Here is a 23,219-nt window from a genome sequence, read left to right as displayed (position 1 = left end):
AAAGATGGAACAGCAACTGTAACCTTCCCAGATGGCAGCACAGCCGTTATTCCATCAGGTGATACAGTTAAGAAATCATCAGATAACGCAGTTAAGGATCCAGCGGTAACACCAGTTGTAGATCCAAGCAACTTGACTGATGCAGAAAAAGCTAAGGTAGCAGAAGAAGTTAAGAAATCTAACCCAACAGCGAAAGATGTTGAAGTAGGTAAAGATGGAACAGCAACTGTAACCTTCCCAGATGGCAGCACAGCCGTTATTCCATCAGGTGATACAGTTAAGAAATCATCAGATAACGCAGTTAAGGATCCAGCTGTAACCCCAGTTACAGATCCAAGCAACTTGACTGATGCAGAAAAAGCTAAGGTAGCAGATGAAGTTAAGAAATCAAACCCAACAGTAACTGACGTTAAGGTTGGCAAAGATGGCACAACTACAGTAACCTTCCCAGATGGCAGCACAGCCGTTATTCCATCAGGTGATACAGTTAAGAAATCATCAGATAACGCAGTTAAGGATCCAGCTGTAACCCCAGTTACAGATCCAAGCAACTTGACTGATGCAGAAAAAGCTAAGGTAGCAGATGAAGTTAAGAAATCAAACCCAACAGTAACTGACGTTAAGGTTGGCAAAGATGGCACAACTACAGTAACCTTCCCAGATGGCAGCACAGCCGTTATTCCATCAGGTGATACAGTTAAGAAATCATCAGATAACGCAGTTAAGGATCCAGCGGTAACCCCAGTTACAGATCCAAGCAACTTGACTGATGCAGAAAAAGCTAAGGTAGCAGATGAAGTTAAGAAATCAAACCCAACAGTAACAGATGTTAAAGTTGGCAAAGATGGCACAACCACAGTAACCTTCCCAGATGGCAGCACAGCCGTTATTCCATCAGGTGATACAGTTAAGAAATCAGCTGATAAAGTAGTTACAAATCCATCAGTAACTCCAGTTACAGATCCAAGTAACTTGACTGATGCAGAAAAAGCTAAGGTAGCAGATGAAGTTAAGAAAGCTAACCCAACCGCGAAAGATATCAAGGTTAACAAAGACGGATCAGTAGTTGTAACCTTTGAAGATGGTACAACAGCTGTTATTCCAGCAGATAAGACAGTTAAGAAATCATCAGATAAAGTTAAGGAATCAGATGGAGTTAAGAATCCATCAGTAACCCCAGTTACAGATCCAAGCAACTTGACTGATGCAGAAAAAGCTAAAGTAGCTGACGAAGTTAAGAAAGCTAATCCAACCGCGAAAGATATCAAGGTTAACAAAGATGGATCAGTAGTTGTAACCTTTGAAGATGGTTCAGTAGCAGTCATTCCAGCTGAAAAAGCTGTTACAGCTGCTAACCAAGATTCACCTGCTCAAGCACCAGCTAAGAAAGCAGGAGCGAAAGAATTGCCAAATACTGGTACAGAACAATCTAGCGCTTCACTTGCTTTAGCACTTCTTGCAGCAGCGACAGGCGGACTCCTCTTCGCTAAAAAACGTGAGGAAGAAGAGTAAGAAATTACTCAAATAAGGCAAAACTGAGAATCTCAATTCTATGAATTTGCTATAAAAACCGTAAGAAGAAATTCTTACGGTTTTTTTGATGGAAAATGAGGCTATTTGTCAACTATAGTGGTTGAAAAAAGCTATAGTAGAATGAATCTAGAATAGTACACTAAGACTGCTAAAAATATTTACTAAAAATTTTTAATACTGTTAAATAAGTTGTATGAATATAAAAACGGATAAATCTCTCATAATAGAGCTGAAACACATCACTAGATGCATGTTTGTTTCTTTAATTCTATTTGTTAAAGAATTAATAAGTTCCTCATAAAAAATGTAAAAAATAATTGAATTCAGTATATATGATGCATTTTTTATAAAAAAGTAACCGCTAACACTTGATTTTTACAAATATATTGATATACTAAATTTGTATAAAAAAATTAAAGGAGATAAACATGATGTTTCATTTTAATGAGCGCCAGCGCTTTTCTTTACGTAAGTATAGTTTTGGTTTAGCCTCTGTTCTTTTAGGAACTGCCTTCTTTTTGAGTGGACAAGTTGCTAGTGCTGATGAGGTAAATGTTTCAGAAACATTGCTCACCTCCGTAGTATCTGTTAGTCCAGAAAGTTCAACAAGTACATCGGAATCTTCAGTACCAAGAACTTCTGAATCAAAACCTACAGTAGCAGATAAGTCTGATCTATCACTAGAAACTGCCAATTCAAAATCAACAGTAGAAGATAAGGCTGTTGTAACACCAGAAAAGGCTGAAATTTCTTCAGATTCTGAAAAAGTTGCAACTGATAGCTTAAAATCTGAAAAGTCGGAAGCATCAGCTAATGACTCAAGTGAAGATACGGCGAAAGTAACTGAAGCTAAAACTGATGTTACTGAAAAAGATGATAAGTCTATTGATAAAGCTCCTGCTGAAGCATCCCGTTCAACCCGTACACGCCGAGCTACTTCAGAAAATAAACGTGAAGTATCAAATTGGAGTGAGTTTGTTTCAGCCTTAGAGGATGGAAATGTCAGCGAAATCACTGTAAATGGTGATGTCGTAGCTCAAGGTGATAATGGTAATACCGACAATGGACGTTCAGGATCTGTTGACCGTAGGACTACTATTCATGCACAATCTCGCCCAGTTACGATCCAAGGTAAGGACGGCAATGCTCGTCTAGATCTTTTGTCGCATACTTTGGAATTGACAGGAGCTAGCTGGGAACTAAATCTTAAAAACCTTAAAATAGCGACTGCTAATTCTAAAGGTCCGATTGATTTATCAAGTACCAGTGGGTCAAATACAGTAACTTTTGAAAACGTGACAAGTGTTGGTTCATCACTTTATGGTGGTGGTAACACCCATGTTGTTATCAAAGGAACTACAACTTCAACAGTTAGTGACAGTTATCAAGCTGCAAATGGTCAAACTCAACACGTACAACGGAATGTCGGAGCTGCAGGTCATTCAGATCAACGTCGTGAGTCAAATATTCACTCTGCTAAATCAGTAACAGTTGCTGAAGGTGCTAGTTTAATTCTTAGTCGTTCTTCTCAAGGGGATGCTATCACTCTTGAAAGTGGAGCTAAGGTCAGTGTAAAAGATAAAGGTAGCCTTACTATTAACATGAACACTGACAATCGATCTGAAAATGCTCGCTACCATAATGCTGGTATTTTTATGGCTGATAGTGGTACTGTAGAAACTGGTAAGGACTCTAAGTTAGTCTTGAATACTAGTATCGGACAAGGGATTTCAATTGGTGTAAATCGTCCAGCTGATGGTATCACTGATAAGGATCGTTACGGTGGATATGTTGCAGGTAACCACGGTAGAAAAAATGGACCAAGCCGAGTTCTTATTGGCGATGGTGGAACTTTTGAATTTCATGGCCGTGATGGGATTATGATGGGGAATCACTCAGAACTTGTCACAGGTCAAAATGCCAAAGTTCGCTTTGAAAATAAAGGTCGTGGTGTTGCCCTTGATTTCGGAAATGATTCAAGAGTAGTCTTTGGAAAACATTCAAACAATACCTTCCATTCAGTAGGTAAAGGTAAGAACGGTGGGGCACCTTCTGGTAGTTACGATGGTTACAACTATATCGGCCTTAATGAAAATGGTAAGATTCTTGTAGATGACTTTGCAACATTCCGTGTACAGATGGATAACCGTGGCGATAATGACTGGGATGATGTGATTTCTCTTGGTTCTCAGAATGGTACTAAGTCTGAACCACTTTTCCAAGCTAATAAAGGTTCTATCGTAGATATCCGAGACGATAATACCAACTACTATGCTGAGTTGACCTCAGTAGCCTTGGGGGCTAGTAAAAACACTTACTTCCAGTTTAATAATCCACTGTACGTATCCTTCATGAGATATACAAACTCACAAGGTCTTTCAGCAGGGGAAATTACTGGTAAATTACCAGTATCTATTCCTCAAGGGAACAACCCACAGGATATCGGACATGGGAACATCCTTTATATTTCAGATAAAACACAAGCTTCTAGAAACAGAATAGAATTTAACGGTCCAGCTAGTCAGAACGGTGGCTCTACTGTTGGAACTTATACCGTCTATTCTATGAATAAAGATGGCAGGGATAGCCAAACTAAAGATAAACAAAGTTCTGTTTGGACTAATATCCAGAATGGTTCAATGCCAATTGCTGGTTTCCAAAGTGGAAGACCAGATATTCAACCTGCTAACGCTGCATCTGTTCCAACAGGCTCTTCTTCTGGAGGGGTAAGTGCTACAGATAGAACCTATGGTATTGACCCTGTTGGTCATAACCGTCAAAACATTTGGGTTTCAAATGGTTCGAAAATCAACCCGACTGGTGTTCATAAAAATATCATCAAATATGTCTACGAAGATGGAACTCCAGTTAAAAATGATGTTATCCAGTCATCAGAATGGAACCGTACTTTGGATGTCTCAATCGACAAAGAAGGTTTCGAAAATATTTTGAGAAATTCAAGCGTTAGAAATGGTGATGAATTCTTAGCAGCTTATAGTAAAGCGAAGTATCACATTTCTGATATTGATGGAGATCATATAGCTGATACTGGTTGGAAAGAAGCCGAAACAAATTCAGGTACTTATAATTATGGTACTATCGCTTCGCCAAAACTCGAAGGCTATAAAGCAGAAATCAAGTCAAGTAATGTTCCAGGATTAGTAGCTGGGGCTAAAGCTGATTCAGTTTCTGTTTCATATGATTCAAGCAATGCACCAGAAACGCTTATTGATGCTCAAGCAGGTAAACGTACCGTTTCAGAAACTTATTGGCGTAATATTGTAGCTAAGTCTGATTTGGGTACATACGAAACAGTTGTTGTCTATAAAAAAGTAAAACAAAAAGCTATTATCAAGTATGTTGATACAAGTGCTAATAATAAGGAATTAGCAAAAGATGAAGTTTCTGGTAAATCGTATGAAGCCATTAACTACTCAACTGCAGCTAAGATTGCTGATTTTGCTAATAAGGGTTACAAGCTTGTAGAAGATGGTTTCACAAACTCAACTGAAGATCAAAAGAAATTTGATAGTGATGAAAACATTGATCAAGAATTCGTAGTTAGATTAGAACACGATGTAACTCCAGTTGGACCAAATAACCCACATAAACCAACAGAGCCAATCAATCCAAATGATCCAAACAGTCCAAGATACCCTGCGGAAGATCAATGGAAGAAAGATGTAACGTCAACTGTTCATTATGTGGTATCAGACGGTAAGGCAACTGCCCCAGCTGACAATGTTCAAAATGCACAATGGACACGTACCTTAAAACTTGATAAGGTGACAGGTAAAGTTCTTAACCCTACTGAACTATGGACAGCTAATAAGGCTAACTATGATGCAGTTCCAACACCAGGATTGACAGGTTACTACGCTGATAAAGGAAGTGTTGCTTCTAAGAGAGTTACTCAAGAAAATCTTGAAGAAACTGTTACTTACAAGCCACTTGGAAACTTGGTTCCAAAACCAGAGACACCAAACGATCCAAACTTCCCATCAACACCAGAAGTGAAGTATCCAAATGATCCAAATGATCCAACCAAACCAGGTAAACCAGTTGTGCCTAATGTACCGGGCTACAAACCATACTTGCCAGATCCAAACTATCCAACGAAACCAGGTGAACCAGGTAGACCAGTAGAACCAGGAAAACCAATCACTCCTGAAAATCCAGGTACTGACACAGAAATTATCTACCGTAAGGCAGATCAAAAAGCTGTTATCAAGTACGTAGACCAAAATACTGGTGCAACACTTGAAAGTGATCAAGTAGGTGGCAAGTCAGGTGAAGCTATTGTCTACTCAACTGCAGACAAGATCAAGAAATACCAAGATCGTGGCTATGTTCTTGTAAGTGATGGATTCCCAGCAGGGGCTACTTATGACAAGGATGAGTCAGTTGATCAAGAATTCGTAGTTACCTTGAAACATGGTGAAACACCAGTTGGACCAAACGATCCACATAATCCAACAGATCCAATCAATCCAAATGATCCAAACAGTCCAAAATACCCTGCGAAAGATCAATGGAAGAAAGATGTAACGTCAACAGTTCATTATGTGGTATCAGATGGTAAGGCAACTGCCCCAGAAGATAAGGTTGAAAAAGCAACTTGGACACGTACCTTGACACTTGATAAAGTTACAGGTGCAGTTCTTTCAGCAACACCATGGTCATCAGATAAGACAGCCTACGCTGCAGTTCCAACACCAGGTTTGACAGGTTATTACGCTGATAAAGCACGTGTTGAAGCTAAGACAGTCACTGAGGAAAATCTTGAAGAAACTGTCACTTACACCCCACTTGGAAACTTGGTTCCAAAACCAGAGAAACCAAACGATCCAAACTTCCCATCAACACCAGAAGTGAAGTATCCAAATGATCCAAACGATCCAACAAAACCAGGTCAACCAGTTGTGCCTAATGTACCAGGCTACAAACCATACTTGCCAGATCCAAACGATCCAACGAAACCAGGTCAACCAGTAGAACCAGGAAAACCAATCACTCCTGAAAAACCAGGTGAAGATACGCCGATTATCTACCGCAAGGCAGATCAAAAAGCTATTATCAAGTATGTTGATACCAGTGACAATAATAAGGAATTAGCAAAAGATGAAGTTTCTGGTAAATCGTATGAAGCCATTAACTACTCAACTGCAGCTAAGATTGCTGATTTTGTTAATAAGGGTTACAAGCTTGTAGAAGATGGTTTCACAAACTCAACTGAAGATCAAAAGAAATTTGATAGTGATGAAAACATTGATCAAGAATTCGTAGTTAGATTAGAACACGATGTAACTCCAGTTGGACCAAATAATCCACATAAACCAACAGATCCAATCAATCCAAATGATCCAAAGAGTCCTAAATACCCTGCGGAAGATCAATGGAAGAAAGATGTAACGTCAACAGTTCATTATGTGGTATCAGATGGTAAGGCAACTGCCCCAGAAGATAAGGTTGAAAAAGCAACTTGGACACGTACCTTGACACTTGATAAAGTTACAGGTGCAGTTCTTTCAGCAACACCATGGGCATCAGATAAGACAGCCTACGCTGCAGTTCCAACACCAGGATTGACAGGTTACTACGCTGATAAAGGAAGTGTTGCTTCTAAGACAGTCACTGAGGAAAATCTTGAAGAAACTGTCACTTACAACCCACTTGGAAAATTGGTTCCAAAACCAGAGAAACCAAACGATCCAAACTTCCCATCAACACCAGAAGTGAAGTATCCAAATGATCCAAACGATCCAACAAAACCAGGTAAACCAGTTGTTCCAGATGTACCAGGCTACAAACCATACTTGCCAGATCCAAACGATCCAACGAAACCAGGTCAACCAGTAGAACCAGGAAAACCAATCACTCCTGAAAAACCAGGTACTGACACACAAATTATCTATCGTAAGGTAGATCAAAAAGCTACTATCAAGTACGTTGACCAAACAACAGGTCAAACCCTTGCCAATGATCAAGTCGGTGGTAAATCAGGTGAGGCAATCAACTACTCAACTGCGGACAAGATCAAGTATTATGAAGATCGTGGCTATGTTCTTGTAAGCGATGAATTCCCAGCAGGAGCTCACTTTGATACCGATGCATCAGTAGATCAAACCTGGACAGTAACCTTGAAACATGGTGAAACTCCAGTAGGACCAAATGATCCACATAACCCAACAGATCCAATCAATCCAAATGATCCAAACAGTCCTAAGTACCCAGCGACAGATCAATGGAAGAAAGATGTCACATCTACTGTTAAGTATGTGGTATCAGATGGTAAGGTAGCAGCCCCAGCGGATCATGTTGAAAACGCGACATGGACACGTACCCTTACCTTGGATAAAGTCACAGGTAAAGAACTTTCAGCGACACCATGGGCATCAGATAAGACAGCCTACGCTGCAGTTCCAACGCCAAGTTTGACAGGATATTACGCTGATAAAGCAAGTGTTGCTTCTAAGGCAGTTACTCAAGAAAACCTTGAAGAAACTGTTACTTACAAACCACTTGGAAACTTGGTTCCAAAACCAGAAACACCAAATGATCCAAACTTCCCATCAACACCAAAAGTGAAGTATCCAAATGATCCAACAGACCCAACGAAACCAGGTCAACCAGTCGTTCCTGATGTACCAGGTTATGAACCACACCTTCCAGATCCAAACGATCCAACGAAACCAGGTCAACCAATCCAACCAGGAACACCTGTAACACCTGATAAACCAGGGGAAGATACGCCAATCATCTATGTACCAAAAACAAATGATGTGACGCAACCAACAAAACAAACGGTAACGTTTGAAGGAGCTGGTTCAACCACACCAAAAGATGATGTTCAAAGCGACTATACCTTCACAGGTAAGAAGAATCAAGCAGATGGTACAACAACATGGACTGAAAACAGTCATGACTATGGCAAAGTAAAAGTCCCAGTCGTTGAACACTATTATGCGGATAAAGCTGAAGCTGGTGGTAAGACAGTTACTCCAGAAAATCCTGAAGAAACAGATACAGTAACCTACAAACCACTTGGAAACTTGGTTCCAAAACCAGGAACACCAGACGATCCAAACTTCCCATCAACACCAAAAGTGAAGTATCCAAATGATCCAACAGATCCAGGTAAACCAGGTAAACCAGTTGTTCCAGACGTACCAGGCTACAAACCATACTTGCCAGATCCAAAAGATCCAAGCAAACCAGGTAAACCAGTAGAACCAGGTAAGGAGCTTCCAAACCTTCCAACAAACCCAGGTGAAGACACACCAATCATCTACGTACCAATCGTAAATGATGTGAAGAAACCAACTAAACAAACAGTTAAGTTTGAAGGAGCAGGCGATAAGACTCCAGGAGACAATGTCCAAGACGACTTCACATTCACTGGTAAAGAAAACAAAGCTTCTGGAAGTACAACATGGACTGAGAAGAGCCATACTTACGGTAAGGTATCTGTACCAGTAATTCCAGGTTACTACGCTGATAAGACAGAAGCTGGTGGTAAGACAGTTACTCCAGAAAATCCTGAAGCAACAGATACAGTAACCTACAAACCACTTGGAAACTTGGTTCCAAAACCAGAGAAACCAAATGATCCAAACTTCCCATCAACACCAGAAGTGAAGTATCCAAATGATCCAACAGATCCAGGTAAACCAGGTAAACCAGTTGTTCCAGACGTACCAGGCTACAAACCATACTTGCCAGATCCAAAAGATCCAAGCAAACCAGGTCAACCAGTAGAACCAGGTAAGGAGCTACCAAACCTTCCAACAAACCCAGGTGACGACACACCAATCATCTACGTACCAATCGTAAATGATGTGAAGAAACCAACTAAACAAACAGTTAAGTTTGAAGGAGCAGGCGATAAGACTCCAGGAGACAATGTCCAAGATGACTTTACGTTTACTGGTAAAGAAAACAAAGCTTCTGGAACTACAACATGGAATGAGAAGAGTCATACTTACGGTAAGGTATCTGTACCAGTAATTCCAGGTTACTACGCTGATAAGACAGAAGCTGGTGGTAAGACAGTTACTCCAGAAAATCCTGAAGCAACAGACACAGTAACCTACAAACCACTTGGAAAATTGGTTCCAAAACCAGAGAAACCAAATGATCCAAACTTCCCATCAACACCAGAAGTGAAGTATCCAAATGATCCAACAGATCCAGGTAAACCAGGTAAACCAGTTGTTCCTAATGTACCAGGCTACAAACCATACTTGCCAGATCCAAAAGATCCAAGCAAACCAGGTAAACCAGTAGAACCAGGAAAACCAATCACTCCTGAAAACCCAGGTGACGACACACCAATCATCTACGTACCAATCGTAAATGATGTGAAGAAACCAACTAAACAAACAGTTAAGTTTGAAGGAGCAGGCGATAAGACTCCAGGAGACAATGTCCAAGATGACTTCACCTTTACTGGTAAAGAAAACAAAGCTTCTGGAACTACAACATGGAATGAGAAGAGCCATACTTACGGTAAGGTATCTGTACCAGTAATTCCAGGTTACTACGCTGATAAGACAGAAGCCGGTGGTAAGACAGTTACTCCAGAAAACCCTGAAGCAACAGATACAGTTACTTACAAACCGCTTGGTAGCTTGGTTCCGAAATCTGATGATCCTAAATTCCCATCAACACCAGATGTGAAATATCCAAATGATCCAAAAGATCCAAGTAAACCAGGTCAACCAGTCGTTCCAGACGTACCAGGCTACAAACCATACTTGCCAGATCCAAAAGATCCAAGCAAACCAGGTAAACCAGTAGAACCAGGAAAACCAATCACTCCTGAAAACCCAGGTGACGACACACCAATCATCTACGTACCAATCATAAATGATGTGAAGAAACCAACTAAACAAACAGTTAAGTTTGAAGGAGCAGGCGATAAGACTCCAGGAGACAATGTCCAAGATGACTTTACATTTACTGGTAAAGAAAACAAAGCTTCTGGAACTACAACATGGAATGAGAAGAGCCATACTTACGGTAAGGTATCTGTACCAGTAATTCCAGGTTACTACGCTGATAAGACAGAAGCCGGTGGTAAGACAGTTACTCCAGAAAACCCTGAAGCAACAGATACAGTTACTTACAAACCGCTTGGTAGCTTGGTTCCGAAATCTGATGATCCTAAATTCCCATCAACACCAGATGTGAAATATCCAAATGATCCAAAAGATCCAAGTAAACCAGGTAAACCAGTCGTTCCAGACGTACCAGGCTACAAACCATACTTGCCAGATCCAAAAGATCCAAGCAAACCAGGTAAACCAGTAGAACCAGGAAAACCAATCACTCCTGAAAACCCAGGTGACGACACACCAATCATCTACGTACCAATCGTAAATGATGTGAAGAAACCAACTAAACAAACAGTTAAGTTTGAAGGAGCAGGCGATAAGACTCCAGGAGACAATGTCCAAGATGACTTTACGTTTACTGGTAAAGAAAACAAAGCTTCTGGAACTGCAACATGGACTGAGAAGAGCCATACTTATGGTAAGGTATCTGTTCCAGTAATTCCAGGTTACTACGCTGATAAGACAGAAGCTGGTGGTAAGACAGTTACTCCAGAAAATCCTGAAGCAACAGATACAGTAACCTACAAACCACTTGGAAAATTGGTTCCAAAACCAGAGAAACCAAATGATCCAAACTTCCCATCAACACCAGAAGTGAAGTATCCAAATGATCCAACAGATCCAGGTAAACCAGGTAAACCAGTCGTTCCAGACGTACCAGGCTACAAACCATACTTGCCAGATCCAAAAGATCCAAGCAAACCAGGTCAACCAGTAGAACCAGGTAAGGAACTACCAAACCTTCCAACAAACCCAGGTGACGACACACCAATCATCTACGTTCCAGTTAAACCTGACACTCCAGTAGTCCCTAATCCAGAACCACAAACTCCTGCAAAACCAGATCCGAAACCTTTGGATCCTGAAAAAGTAGTGCAGGAATTACCAAATACTGGTACGGATTCAAATACGGTTATGACTGGACTTGGAATCATTGGAATGGCAACAACGCTATTAGGTTTAGCCCGTAAGAAAAAAGAAGATTAGAATAAATATTTAATCCTATTGAAATTACTTTGGACTAGATGATCGAGTCTATAGCATTAAGAGGGCAAACATTTTAAGAATGTTTGTCTTCTTTTTATATAATGGATTGAACCTAGAATAGTACGCGCCAAATCACCCAAAATGTGTTTTAGCCAGATTTGTCTGCATTAGTCTAGATTTTATTTATAGAAAATGTTATAATAGACTGTATTTAAAAAATTTTAAGGAGAAATGACAGAATGTCTGTATCATTTGAAAACAAAGAAACAAACCGTGGTGTCTTGACTTTCACTATCTCTCAAGACCAAATCAAACCAGAATTGGACCGTGTCTTCAACTCAGTGAAGAAATCTCTTAATGTTCCAGGTTTCCGTAAAGGTCACCTTCCACGTCCTATCTTCGACAAAAAATTTGGTGAAGAGTCACTTTATCAAGACGTTATGAACGCTCTTTTGCCAAACGCTTATGAAGCAGCTGTAAAAGAAGCTGGTCTTGAAGTTGTTGCTCAACCAAAAATTGATGTAACTTCAATGGAAAAAGGTCAAGACTGGGTTATCACAGCTGAAGTCGTGACAAAACCTGAAGTAAAATTGGGTGACTACAAAAACCTTGAAGTATCAGTCGATGTTGAAAAAGAAGTAACTGACGCTGATGTTGAAGAGCGTATCGAACGCGAACGCAACAACTTGGCTGAATTGGTTATCAAAGAAGCTGCTGCTGAAAACGGCGACACTGTTGTGATCGACTTTGTTGGTTCTATTGACGGTGTTGAATTTGATGGCGGAAAAGGTGAAAACTTCTCACTTGGACTTGGTTCAGGTCAATTCATCCCTGGTTTTGAAGACCAATTGGTAGGTCACTCAGCTGGTGAAACTGTTGACGTTATCGTAACATTCCCAGAAGACTATCAAGCTGAAGACCTTGCTGGTAAAGAAGCTAAATTCGTGACAACTATCCACGAAGTAAAAGCTAAAGAAGTTCCAGCTCTTGACGATGAGCTTGCAAAAGATATCGACGAAGAAGTTGAAACACTTGCTGAATTGAAAGAAAAATACCGCAACGAATTGGCTGCTGCTAAAGAAGAAGCATACAAGGATGCAGTTGAAGGTGCAGCAATTGATAAAGCTGTAGAAAACGCTGAAATCGTAGAACTTCCAGAAGAAATGATCCACGAAGAAGTTCACCGTTCAGTAAATGAATTCCTCGGAAACTTGCAACGTCAAGGTATCAACCCTGACATGTACTTCCAAATCACTGGAACTACTCAAGAAGATCTTCACAAACAATACGAAGCAGAAGCTGAGTCACGTACCAAGACTAACCTTGTTATCGAAGCAGTTGCAAAAGCTGAAGGATTTGACGCTACTGACGAAGAAATCCAAAAAGAAATCGAGCAATTAGCTGCAGATTACAACATGGAAGTTGCACAAGTACAAAGCTTGCTTTCAGCTGATATGTTGAAACACGACATCACAATCAAAAAAGCTGTTGAATTGATCACAAGCACTGCAACAGTAAAATAATCTTTACAAGATAAAAGCCCACCTGATTTGGTGGGTTTTCTTATGCTTTATTTTCCGAAAAACTCCTGCAGGTCTTCTTGGCTAATCCCAATCATTGCTGGGATACTAGACCAGTTGTCTTCGGTTAGGATGTAGGATTGTTCAGTTTCTGTTGAGCTAGCAGTATCGGTTGCAAGTTGGTTTGTTTCCTCTGCATTCTCCATTAGGTCAGCGAAACGTTCAATTAGATAGGTCTTACGAGCTGTTCCGATATGTTGAGTTGCATAGTCAAAGGCCTGTATTTCGCCTAGTAAAATCAGTTTACTTTTGGCCCGAGTGATAGCAGTGTAGATGAGATTACGCTCTAACATGCGCTTGCTTGCACTGGTGATAGGTAGAATAACGACGGGAAACTCGCTACCCTGAGACTTGTGGATACTCATAGCATAGGCTAAACGAATCTTGTACCATTCATTTCGAGGATAGGAAACCTCGTTACCATCAAAATCGATGACAATCTCATCCTGCTTGGACTCGGTGTATTTTCCTGGAATCAAGTCTGTGATATAGCCTAAGTCTCCGTTAAAGACATTGACCTCTGCATCGTTAACTAGGTGGATAACCTTATCTCCTGTTCGATAGTGACACTGAGGAGCTTCAAAGCTAAGCTGGTCTTTTTGTGGAGGATTAAGGAGGTCTTGCATGAGCTGGTTGATGGCATCAATACCTGCAGTTCCACGGTACATAGGGGCAAGAACCTGAATATCGCGAGCAGGAATGCCACTTCTGAGAGCAGCACCCAAGATTTTTTCAATGCTAGCAGGGATATGGTTACTAGTGATTTCAAAGTAGGAGCGGTCTGCTTTTTTCTGGGTGAAGTCAGCAGGTAATATTCCCTGACGAATCTGACTGGCAAGCGTGACGATGGTTGATTCTTCGCTCTGACGGTAAATTCGCTCCAAGCGAGTCTGTGGTATCAGGGGTATCTGGAGTAGGTCAGCCAGTACCTGTCCAGGGCTGACAGAAGGCAGCTGGTCGCTATCACCCACGATGAGAATTTTACTGTTTGAAGAGATGTTGGAGAAGAGCTGGTTGGCCAGCCAAGTATCTACCATGGAGAATTCATCCACAATGATAAAGTCAGCATCCAGATAATCTTCCAGATGGCTGGTGTCATCATCTCCAGTCATGCCTAGGTGGCGGTGAATGGTAGCGCTTGGTAGACCTGTTAATTCATTCATGCGACGAGCCGCGCGACCAGTGGGAGCAGCTAGGAGAATGGGTAGATTGCTCTTTTTCTTGAGGTCCAGTCCTTCTAAAAGAGCATATACAGCGATAATGCCATTGATAACAGTTGTCTTACCAGTACCAGGTCCACCTGTAAGGATAAAGACCTTGTTTTGGATAGCATCGCAGATGGCCTGTTTTTGGATGCTATCATACTCAATCCCCAGTTCTTCCTCAACAGTTGCGATATGCTCTTGAATAGTCTCTAGTTCCTGTTTTTTACTCTGACCTTTTTCGAGGATTCTGATGAGATGACTGCGAATCCCTTCTTCTGCAAAAAAGAGGCTATTATCAAAGATTTTGGTGTCAATCTGCTGAACCTTATCTTCTTCAATCAGATAAGCAAGTTCTTGGGCAACTTGACTCGGCTCTAGTTCGACTGGACGGGAGGATTCTAGAAGATTAAGGGTTTGCTCCAACAAGTCTCTAGCTTCCATATAGGTATCTCCTGTTTCCATGCAACCTTGAAAGAGGCTATGGACGAGACCAGCACGGAAGCGCTCGGGAGCCTGGCTCTCAATCCCCAATTCTTGGGCCAGTTGATCAGCGATGGTAAATCCCAAGCCCTTGATATCCTCGACCAGTTGATAGGGATAGTTCTCGACAATATCTAGCGTTTCTTCCTTGTAAAAGTCTTGAATCTGGAAGGCTAGTTTATTTGGGATGCCGTAATTAGCCAGTTTGGCTAAGACCATCTCTGTTCCGTAATTAAGACGAAGAGTTGAGACGAAGGCTTCACGATTTTTAGCAGAGAGTCCAGAGATAGACTGGAGTTTGTCTGGATTTTCTAAGATTTTGTCAATTGTGTTATCTCCGTAAATATCCACAATTTTCTGAGCTGTTTTGAGTCCAATTCCCTTAAAATGACTGCTGGAGAAATACTTGACCAAGCCCTTACTAGTCGGCTTGGCTCTCTCATAGCGAGTCATTTGTAGCTGTTCCCCATACTTGGAGTGTTGGACAATTTGTCCCCAAAAGGTATATTCCTCTCCTTCAATGATATCAGCCATGGTACCTGTGACAATGATTTCATAATCATCAAAGTCTTCAGCATTGGTATCTTCAATATCTAGGAGTAAAATACGGAAAAAATTGCTGACATTTTCAAAAATAATGCGTTCAATGGTGCCTGAAAAATAAACTTCCATAAAATTCCTTACAATAGTGTCTGAGAAAATTTATCCCAGATTTAGTCAAAATAGAATGAGAAGAGGCTGAGATGGAAAATTCTCGGCCTCTTCCTAGTTTTTAAAATGTTCCGATACGCTTGAGTGGCCAGAAGCGGAATTTGGCTTCACCGGTGATATCTTTTGCCTTAAAGGTACCAACATGTCGACTGTCGCTAGATACCAGACGGTCATCACCCAGTAGGAGGTATTCTCCTTCTGGAACAGTGAAGGTGAAGCTAGTGTTGTAATTAACATCTAGGGTAAAGGCCTGAGCCTTTTGGGCAATGGTTCTAAAGTATTCTCCCTTTTTACCATCCCAACCAGTTCCAGTATAAGTGCTTTGAAGTTTATCTTCCTTGAAACGCTTAAGGTATTCTGCTAGATAAGGCTCATCAGTTTCTTGACCATTGATATAGAGCTTGTCGCTTTCGTAACGGATAGTATCTCCTGGCATACCAATGACCCGTTTAACGATATCCTTGTTCCCATCGTCTTCATGAGCAACCACAATATCAAAACGATTGATTGGGAGATGTTTAACCACAAAGAGGACTTCTCCATCTGCCAAGGTAGGATCCATTGAATGTCCTTCTACACTGACATTCCTCCAGAGAAAGAGACGACTAAGGGCGATAAGAGTGATAATGAGGATAAAACTCCACTCTTTTAAAAACGATTTAAAATATTTCATAATTTACCTTTCTAGCAGTTTTTTTGCTTTTTCAGTATTTTTAAAATGAAGTTTGGCGCAGAAGTTAAGTCCCTGCATACCATAAGCTTGAAGGATTTGGCTAGCTACCTTATCAGAAGCTGTCCCAGCCCCGCTTGGAAGTTGGTAGCCAAGTTCTCCACCCAGATTTTCTAAATTTTCCAGAAATAGATCACGCGCAATGATAGAACTTACTGCGACAGCCAAGTACTTACCTTCGGCTTTTTCCTCCAGACTGACTGGATTAGAAAAATGATTGGCTTCCTTTTTTAAGTACTTCTCATAGTTTTGAGCACTCGTAAAAGCATCGATCACAATCTTTTCTGGCTGGACTCCCTTTTGGAGGAGGAGAAAAATTGCTTGATTGTGCAGGGCTACTTTTACGGAAACGGCATTGTAGCGCTCCCCAATGACTTCATTATACTTACTTGGAGAAAGAAGAAGCGCTTGGTGCTGGATTCTCTCCTTAAGCAGGGGAGCAAGCTGACGAATCTTTTGGTCTGTCAGAGTCTTAGAATCCCCTACACCTAGTTTTCGTAGAAAGTCATGCTGGTCAGGCGTTACAAAGGATGCTACTACAGCCAGACCACCGAAGTAGGAACCATTCCCCACCTCATCTGTTCCAATCAAGGGGAAATTTTGTCCGCTAGTTCCTTGACTGACCTGATAACCAAAAAAACTGGCATAGTTTTCAGCCATTTCTCCCTGAAGCAAGACTTTTCCAGAAGTGTAGATGGAAACACTAGCTTGGGGAAGCTTCAAAAAGTAGCGAATATAAGGATTTTTACTAGGAGTCAGTGCCTGTTCATATTGCTGAACAAAGGCTTGGATTTCCTTTTCACTCGAGGTTAATGTAATACTTGCCATAGTTCTTATTGTACCATAAAAGCTGTAGAATTGGTAAAAACTGACAAACTTAGTGAAATTTGGTATAATATCGTGAGGTGAATTTTATGGCAAATTTAAATCGATACAAGTTTACATTCGGCAAAAAAACATTGACCCTAACAACTGAGCATGATAACCTCTTTATGGAGGAAATTGCCAAGGTCGCAACAGAAAAATATGAAGCAATTAAAGAGCAGATGCCTGGAGCGGATGATGAGACAATCGCTATTTTATTAGCAGTCAATAGTTTGTCAACTCAACTCAGTCGTGAGATTGAATTTGATGATAAGGAGCAAGAATTAGACGCCCTTCGTCATCAGGTTGTAGCAGCAAAACAAGAACAGAGCAAGACTGAGGATTCGCTATGATTTCCGTCCTTCTCTTATTGGTTCTTGCATGGAGCTTTTATATCGGTTATCGTAGAGGATTAGTTCTCCAGATTTACTATTTTGTAGCAACTGTGATTTCAGCTCTTCTTGCAGGAAATTTTTATCAATCCTTAGGGAAACAATTTGATTTGTTGATCCCATATGCAAGTCCACAGGAAGGACAGGGAACCTTCTTTTTCCCGTCGAATCAACTTTTCCAGCTGGACAAAGTCTTTTATGCAGGTCTTGGTTACCTCTTAGCCTTTACTATATTTTATTGCATTGGTCGTTTGCTGGGTCTCTTTCTTAATCTTCTACCGACTAAAAAGCTAGCGGGTCAATATTTCCGTATAGGTGCAGGAGTTTTATCAGTAGCTGTGACCTTATTTGTCCTCCAGATGATACTGACCATTCTTGCGACTGTTCCTTTACAAATTGTTCAAAATTCACTTGAAAACAGTTTTGTAGCTAAACATATTATCCAGAGTGTTCCCATCACTAGTCATGTGATTAAACAACTTTGGGTAACCAAAATAATCGGATAAAAGGGCGGGAATTATTCCTAGCCTTTTGTTTACAATTCCAAAAGTTAAGGAGACTTTTAAGAAAGCTGTAGAACTTGAATACAGGGTTCCTAGGCTTATAACTAAGGAAAAGAAAATGAATAAAAAAATACTAGAAACATTAGAATTTAATAAGGTCAAGGCTTTATTTGAGCCCCATCTTTTGACGGAACAAGGATTAGAGCAGTTGAAAGAACTTGCTCCGACTGATAAAGGAGACAAGATTAGACAAGCTTTTGCAGAGATGAAGGAAATGCAAGAACTCTTTGTCGAGCATCCTCATTTCAGCATTTCTGCAACAAAAGATATTGCAGCGACCTCCAAACGTTTGGAAATGGGTGCTGATCTCAACATCGAGGAATTTCTCCTTCTCAAACGTGTCATATTTGCCAGTCGTGAATTGCAGAATTTTTATGACAATCTTGAAAATGTACGTTTAGACCACCTAGCTAACTGGTTTGAGAAACTTCATGATTTTCCACATTTACAGGGAAATCTACAAGCCATCAACGAAGCTGGATTTATTGAGAACTTTGCTAGTGAGGATTTGGCACGAATCCGTCGAAAAATCCATGATAGTGAAAGTCAAGTCCGTGATGTCCTGCAAGCTCTTCTCAAACAAAAAACTCAGATGCTGACAGAAGGTATCATCGCAAGTAGAAATGGTCGTCAAGTTCTTCCAGTTAAAAATACCTATCGTAACAAGATTTCCGGTGTCGTTCATGATATTTCTGCCAGCGGGAACACTGTCTATATCGAACCGCGTGAAGTAGTCAAGCTGAGTGAAGAAATCGCCAGTCTTCGTGCAGACGAACGCTATGAGATGATGCGTATCCTCCAAGAACTCTCTGAAAGAGTAAGACCTCATGCAGCTGAAATCGCCAATGATGCTTGGATTATTGGACATTTGGACCTAATTCGTGCTAAGGTCCGCTTTATCCAAGAGACGGAGGCAGTAGTACCTCAAGTGTCTGAGGGACAGGAGATTCAACTTCTTCACGTTCGTCATCCCTTTGTTAAAAACGCTGTTGCCAATGATGTTCACTTCGGCAAAGAACTAACAGCTATCGTTATCACGGGTCCCAATACTGGTGGCAAGACCATCATGCTGAAGACCTTAGGTTTGACGCAATTGATGGCCCAGTCAGGCTTGCCAATTTTAGCCGATAAGGGCAGTCGTGTAGGGATTTTCGAGGAGATATTTGCGGATATCGGGGATGAACAATCCATCGAGCAAAGTCTTTCAACCTTCTCTAGTCACATGACCAACATCGTCGATATTCTGGGTAAGGTCAACCAAAACTCCCTCTTGCTACTGGATGAGCTTGGAGCAGGTACAGATCCCCAAGAAGGAGCAGCCCTTGCTATGTCTATCCTAGAAGACTTGCGCCTGCGTCAGGTCAAGACTATGGCAACCACTCACTATCCTGAACTTAAAGCCTATGGTATTGAAACGGCCTATGTTCAAAATGCTAGTATGGAGTTTGATACAGCTAGCCTGCGCCCAACCTATCGCTTTATGCAGGGAGTTCCAGGTCGAAGCAATGCCTTTGAAATTGCCAAACGTCTAGGCTTGTCAGATGTCATCGTAGGTGATGCCAGCAAGCAGATTAATCAAGACAATGATGTCAATCGCATAATTGAGCAATTGGAAGAACAGACACTTGAAAGCCGGAAACGTCTTGAGAATATCCGCCAAGTCGAGCAAGAAAATCTCAAGATGAACCGTGCCCTTAAAAAACTTTATAACGAGCTCAATCGTGAGAAAGAAACTGAACTCAATAAGGCGCGAGAACAAGCTGCTGAGATTGTTGACTTAGCACTAGCTGAGAGTGATGATATACTTAAAAATCTTCACAGTAAATCTCAACTAAAACCACATGAGATTATTGAAGCCAAAGCTAAGCTCAAAAAATTAGCCCCTGAAAAAGTTGACCTTTCTAAAAACAAGGTCCTCCAAAAGGCCAAGAAAAAACGAGCTCCAAAAGTTGGAGATGATATTATCGTTTTAAGCTATGGTCAACGTGGTACCTTGACCAATCAACTCAAGGATGGACGTTGGGAAGCACAGGTTGGCTTGATTAAGATGACGCTTGAGGAAAAAGAGTTTGATTTAGTTCAGGCTCAGCAAGAAGCACCAGTTAAGAAGAAACAAGTCAACGTCGTCAAACGTGCTGCTGGCAAAGGCCCACAGGCTCGACTAGATCTTCGTGGCAAACGCTACGAGGAAGCTATGGAAGCCTTGGATGCCTTTATTGACCAAGCCCTTCTCAACAATATGGCTCAAGTTGACATCATCCATGGTATCGGTACAGGAGTCATCCGTGAAGGGGTGACTAAGTACCTACAAAGAAATAAACAGGTCAAGAGCTTTGGCTATGCACCACAAAATGCAGGCGGATCTGGCGCAACGATCGTAACCTTTAAGGGATAAAGCAAAAATAATGAAAATTTGATTCAAGATAAACCACCTCTACCTGCAAGATAATCTGTTATAGCCTTTTCTTTTAACTCTGAACTATATTTCTTCCAGCTATGACGCTCCTTGAGCCCTTCGACACCCTCTGTTTGATACTTACGAATCCAATTTCTGATTGTGTCACCATTTACTACAAATGCTTTGGTCAAAATAGATATTGACTTCCCTTGTTCAAGGTAAAGATGAACAACTTCTAACTTCTCCTCCACTGATTTCGGACCTCTTTTTGACATACGAAAACTCCCCCTGTAGTTTCTAGTGAAATTTTGTTTTTTTCACTGTCCACTATAAGGGGAGTATATCAAACTTTAGTAGTAAGCAAAAGGGGGGGGCAAAAATATTATAGTCAGCAAAACGCATAGTATCAGCTGTTGAAAAACTTGATACTATGCGTTTTATTGTGGGAAGCCTTACTTCATTTTATCCAGGAATTGTTTTTTGACAAAACTTTTTTGTTATATTTAAGGATATTTTAAGATTGTATTTTAGAAAAACAATTATAGAGTTCTTAATACGGAATATAGTATAAATGCTGGTTCAAAGTGAAGTTTTGTATGCTTTTGCTTTTGTTGAGTATAAAATCTATTAATTAAGGTTGAACTACAAAAATTAATTTTTGAAGTGAACTGTAGATTTTGGGGATGTTTCTTACTCGCTTTCAGAATGAATCGCAGATACAGGATTAAAAGAACTAAGTATTTCTTTTTGTTTTGAATGAGATACGTGAGTATATATTTGTGTGACTGATATAGAACTGTGTCCAAGAATTTGTTGAATGTATCGAATATCTACATCATTATCCAGGAGCATTGTTGCAAAGCTATGCCTAAACATATGTGGTGTAATAGTTCTAGATAAGCTGTTTTGTTCAACGATTCTCTTTAAAATTAAACGTACACTTTGCTCTGACAATGGCTTAAGCGAATGTTTCCCTGGAAATAGGAAATCATTGGATTCATTTCTTGTTTTATTTATATATGTTTCTAATAAATTGAATGTTTTTTGATCTCCTAAAAATAGGATACGTTCTTTCTTCCCCTTTCCTATAATATGGAGTGTCTTATTGGAAAGATTAATGTCTTTGAGACGAATGTGGCAAAGTTCAGAAATTCTGATCCCTGTCGAAAGTAAAAGGGAAATAATTAGTAGATTTCTTTCAGCTTTTTGTTTTTGATAGTCAGTTTTAGATACAATTACTTTCTGTTCTAAATATATAAAAATGCTTTTCAGAATGTCATACGGAATCGTTTTAGGTAATATTTTTTCAGTTCTAAATTGAAAGCGCAATTGATTGAAGGGATTCTCTTCAATTATGTTCTGGTATTTTAGATAGTTATAAAACACCTTCATACAAGCAATTTTTCTTCTTAATGTATTCGTTTTTATGCTAGATTGTGTCAGGTGTTCTATATAGGATTCGACATTATCATGGTCTGAGTTATAAAATTGCATAAGATCATTCTTATAAGCTCGAATTGTGTGTGAACTCAAACGCTTATGAGTTTTGCAATAATCTAAGTAAGTAGAAATAAGTTTATAATCCATAAAAATCTCCTTTATCAATAATCATGCTATTATAAACCTATTTGGGTGCTTTGTATAGTGATAATAAATAGTTATCGGTAGGAGAACATTGTATGAAAATTCTATTCTTAGCCCAATTTGCACCTAATCATGATTTTTATATCGAACCACAAAATGATATGGAAGTTTTCTATGCTGAAACTTACCATCATAAGATTTATGAAGTATTAACCAAAACTGGTCATAAGATAATCACATCAAATAATGTTGACTATCTAATTAAAAACTATGAAGAAATTGATTTGGTATGGTCATTTTACAATAGGATTGGATTCAGAAATTCAGAGATTTTTGTACAATCATTGTGTGAATATTTAAAAATACCATATATTGGAGCGGCACCTAATGTCAGAGCTTTGGTAGAAGATAAGAATTTATCAAAAAATCTGGCTGAGCATTTGGGAATAAGTACTGCAAATTGGCAAACCGGTAGCATAGAGTTTCCATTGGTAGAACATCCACCATTTTCTGGACCTTATTTCATAAAACCACGATTTGGTAGTGGTTCAGAAGGTATTGATGAATCATGCTATTGCGAAACATGGAAAGATGTTAAAGAAAAAGAGAAAGAATTTTATCTCAAGCAAACTGAAATAATTGTTGAAGAATTTATTGATGGAAGATTATATGGTGTGCCATTCATTAAGGGGAACAATGGTGAAATTATTATAGGAACTCCGCATTTTTCAACGTCAGATAAAAAAGGAAACATTATTAGTACAAGTCAAAAACGAAGAACTGAAGGAGGTCTGAAAACAGAAATAAGTAAGGATGAGGTATTAAACAAGGAATTGTTTACTTTATCAAGGAAATATTTCCAAAGTATGCAACCATCTGACTATGGAAGGATAGACTTTATTATAGGAACAGATAGAAAACCATACTTTCTAGAAGTAAATACTATGATGAACCTTGGTATTCATAGTGGTTCTGTGCTAAGCTTCTTAAACAGTGGTTTTGAGACTTATGAAGATATTATTCTCACTCTATTACAAATTGGTATAGAACGAGTAAAACATCCAATAAAGTAAAAA

At 39.9% G+C, this 23,219-nt stretch carries 11 protein-coding genes and 1 pseudogene; 7 read left to right on the top strand and 5 right to left on the bottom strand.

Annotated features, from left to right (window positions below; all coding sequences use genetic code 11):
- From QM450_RS09275 to tig, 3 genes are all read left to right on the top strand, one after another.
- The coding region (locus QM450_RS09275; RefSeq protein WP_414320394.1) for an LPXTG cell wall anchor domain-containing protein at positions 1 to 1,512 on the top strand (1,512 nt) is incomplete at its 5' end.
- Between the two features lie 449 nt (positions 1,513 to 1,961).
- Positions 1,962 to 11,636, top strand: coding sequence for a mucin-binding protein (locus QM450_RS09270; RefSeq protein WP_414320393.1), 9,675 nt, complete (start codon positions 1,962 to 1,964; stop codon positions 11,634 to 11,636).
- Between the two features lie 239 nt (positions 11,637 to 11,875).
- The gene (tig, locus tag QM450_RS09265) at positions 11,876 to 13,159 is read left to right on the top strand and encodes a trigger factor (RefSeq protein ID WP_414320392.1); all 1,284 of its coding nucleotides are present in this window, start codon (positions 11,876 to 11,878) and stop codon (positions 13,157 to 13,159) included.
- 47 nt (positions 13,160 to 13,206) lie between these two features.
- Here tig and QM450_RS09260 read toward each other — a convergent pair whose 3' ends face one another.
- The 3 genes from QM450_RS09260 to rnhC form a co-directional block, all read right to left on the bottom strand.
- Positions 13,207 to 15,573 carry an ATP-dependent RecD-like DNA helicase gene (locus QM450_RS09260; protein ID WP_414320391.1) on the bottom strand — a complete coding sequence of 789 codons (2,367 nt, stop codon included), beginning with the start codon at positions 15,571 to 15,573 and terminating at the stop codon, positions 13,207 to 13,209.
- Between the two features lie 100 nt (positions 15,574 to 15,673).
- Positions 15,674 to 16,285 (bottom strand): signal peptidase I, encoded by a 612-nt coding sequence (lepB, locus tag QM450_RS09255; protein WP_075231822.1) that lies wholly within the window; start codon positions 16,283 to 16,285, stop codon positions 15,674 to 15,676.
- 3 nt (positions 16,286 to 16,288) lie between these two features.
- The gene (gene rnhC, locus QM450_RS09250; protein WP_414320390.1) at positions 16,289 to 17,170 is read right to left on the bottom strand and encodes a ribonuclease HIII; all 882 of its coding nucleotides are present in this window, start codon (positions 17,168 to 17,170) and stop codon (positions 16,289 to 16,291) included.
- An 86-nt stretch (positions 17,171 to 17,256) separates the two neighbouring features.
- Here rnhC and zapA point away from each other — a divergent pair, with 86 nt between their 5' ends.
- From zapA to QM450_RS09235, 3 genes are all read left to right on the top strand, one after another.
- Positions 17,257 to 17,559 (top strand): cell division protein ZapA, encoded by a 303-nt coding sequence (zapA, locus tag QM450_RS09245; RefSeq protein ID WP_414320389.1) that lies wholly within the window; start codon positions 17,257 to 17,259, stop codon positions 17,557 to 17,559.
- On the top strand, positions 17,556 to 18,104 hold the full coding sequence (locus QM450_RS09240) for a CvpA family protein (RefSeq protein WP_371559198.1): 549 nt from the start codon (positions 17,556 to 17,558) through the stop codon (positions 18,102 to 18,104). The genes zapA and QM450_RS09240 overlap by 4 nt, the downstream gene beginning before the upstream one ends.
- A gap of 115 nt (positions 18,105 to 18,219) precedes the next feature.
- A complete protein-coding gene (locus QM450_RS09235) occupies positions 18,220 to 20,556 on the top strand; it encodes an endonuclease MutS2 (RefSeq protein ID WP_414320388.1) in 2,337 nt (778 codons plus the stop codon).
- Positions 20,557 to 20,585: 29 nt separating this feature from the next.
- Here the strand turns inward: QM450_RS09235 and QM450_RS09230 are convergent.
- A pseudogene (locus QM450_RS09230) lies at positions 20,586 to 20,834 on the bottom strand (transposase); the annotation flags it as partial.
- Between the two features lie 415 nt (positions 20,835 to 21,249).
- Positions 21,250 to 22,146 carry a tyrosine-type recombinase/integrase gene (locus QM450_RS09225; protein ID WP_414320387.1) on the bottom strand — a complete coding sequence of 299 codons (897 nt, stop codon included), beginning with the start codon at positions 22,144 to 22,146 and terminating at the stop codon, positions 21,250 to 21,252.
- Between the two features lie 92 nt (positions 22,147 to 22,238).
- Between QM450_RS09225 and QM450_RS09220 the strand changes: the two genes are divergently transcribed.
- Positions 22,239 to 23,216 carry an ATP-grasp domain-containing protein gene (locus QM450_RS09220; RefSeq protein ID WP_414320386.1) on the top strand — a complete coding sequence of 326 codons (978 nt, stop codon included), beginning with the start codon at positions 22,239 to 22,241 and terminating at the stop codon, positions 23,214 to 23,216.
- Positions 23,217 to 23,219 lie beyond the last annotated feature (3 nt).

The sequence above is a fragment of the Streptococcus infantis genome, assembly GCF_047464615.1.
Taxonomy (GTDB): Bacteria; Bacillota; Bacilli; order Lactobacillales; family Streptococcaceae; genus Streptococcus; species Streptococcus infantis_Y.
Note: the sequence above shows the minus strand (reverse complement) of the source record. Positions and strands in the feature narration are given on the sequence as shown.

Bases quoted from the DNA above. Each gene is read 5' to 3' on its own strand.
- QM450_RS09270 (WP_414320393.1), top strand. From the start codon at position 1,962: ATGATGTTTCATTTTAATGAGCGCCAGCGCTTTTCTTTACGTAAGTAT.
- tig (WP_414320392.1), top strand. From the start codon at position 11,876: ATGTCTGTATCATTTGAAAACAAAGAAACAAACCGTGGTGTCTTGACT.
- QM450_RS09260 (WP_414320391.1), bottom strand. From the start codon at position 15,573: ATGGAAGTTTATTTTTCAGGCACCATTGAACGCATTATTTTTGAAAAT.
- lepB (WP_075231822.1), bottom strand. From the start codon at position 16,285: ATGAAATATTTTAAATCGTTTTTAAAAGAGTGGAGTTTTATCCTCATT.
- rnhC (WP_414320390.1), bottom strand. From the start codon at position 17,170: ATGGCAAGTATTACATTAACCTCGAGTGAAAAGGAAATCCAAGCCTTT.
- zapA (WP_414320389.1), top strand. From the start codon at position 17,257: ATGGCAAATTTAAATCGATACAAGTTTACATTCGGCAAAAAAACATTG.
- QM450_RS09240 (WP_371559198.1), top strand. From the start codon at position 17,556: ATGATTTCCGTCCTTCTCTTATTGGTTCTTGCATGGAGCTTTTATATC.
- QM450_RS09235 (WP_414320388.1), top strand. From the start codon at position 18,220: ATGAATAAAAAAATACTAGAAACATTAGAATTTAATAAGGTCAAGGCT.
- QM450_RS09225 (WP_414320387.1), bottom strand. From the start codon at position 22,146: ATGGATTATAAACTTATTTCTACTTACTTAGATTATTGCAAAACTCAT.
- QM450_RS09220 (WP_414320386.1), top strand. From the start codon at position 22,239: ATGAAAATTCTATTCTTAGCCCAATTTGCACCTAATCATGATTTTTAT.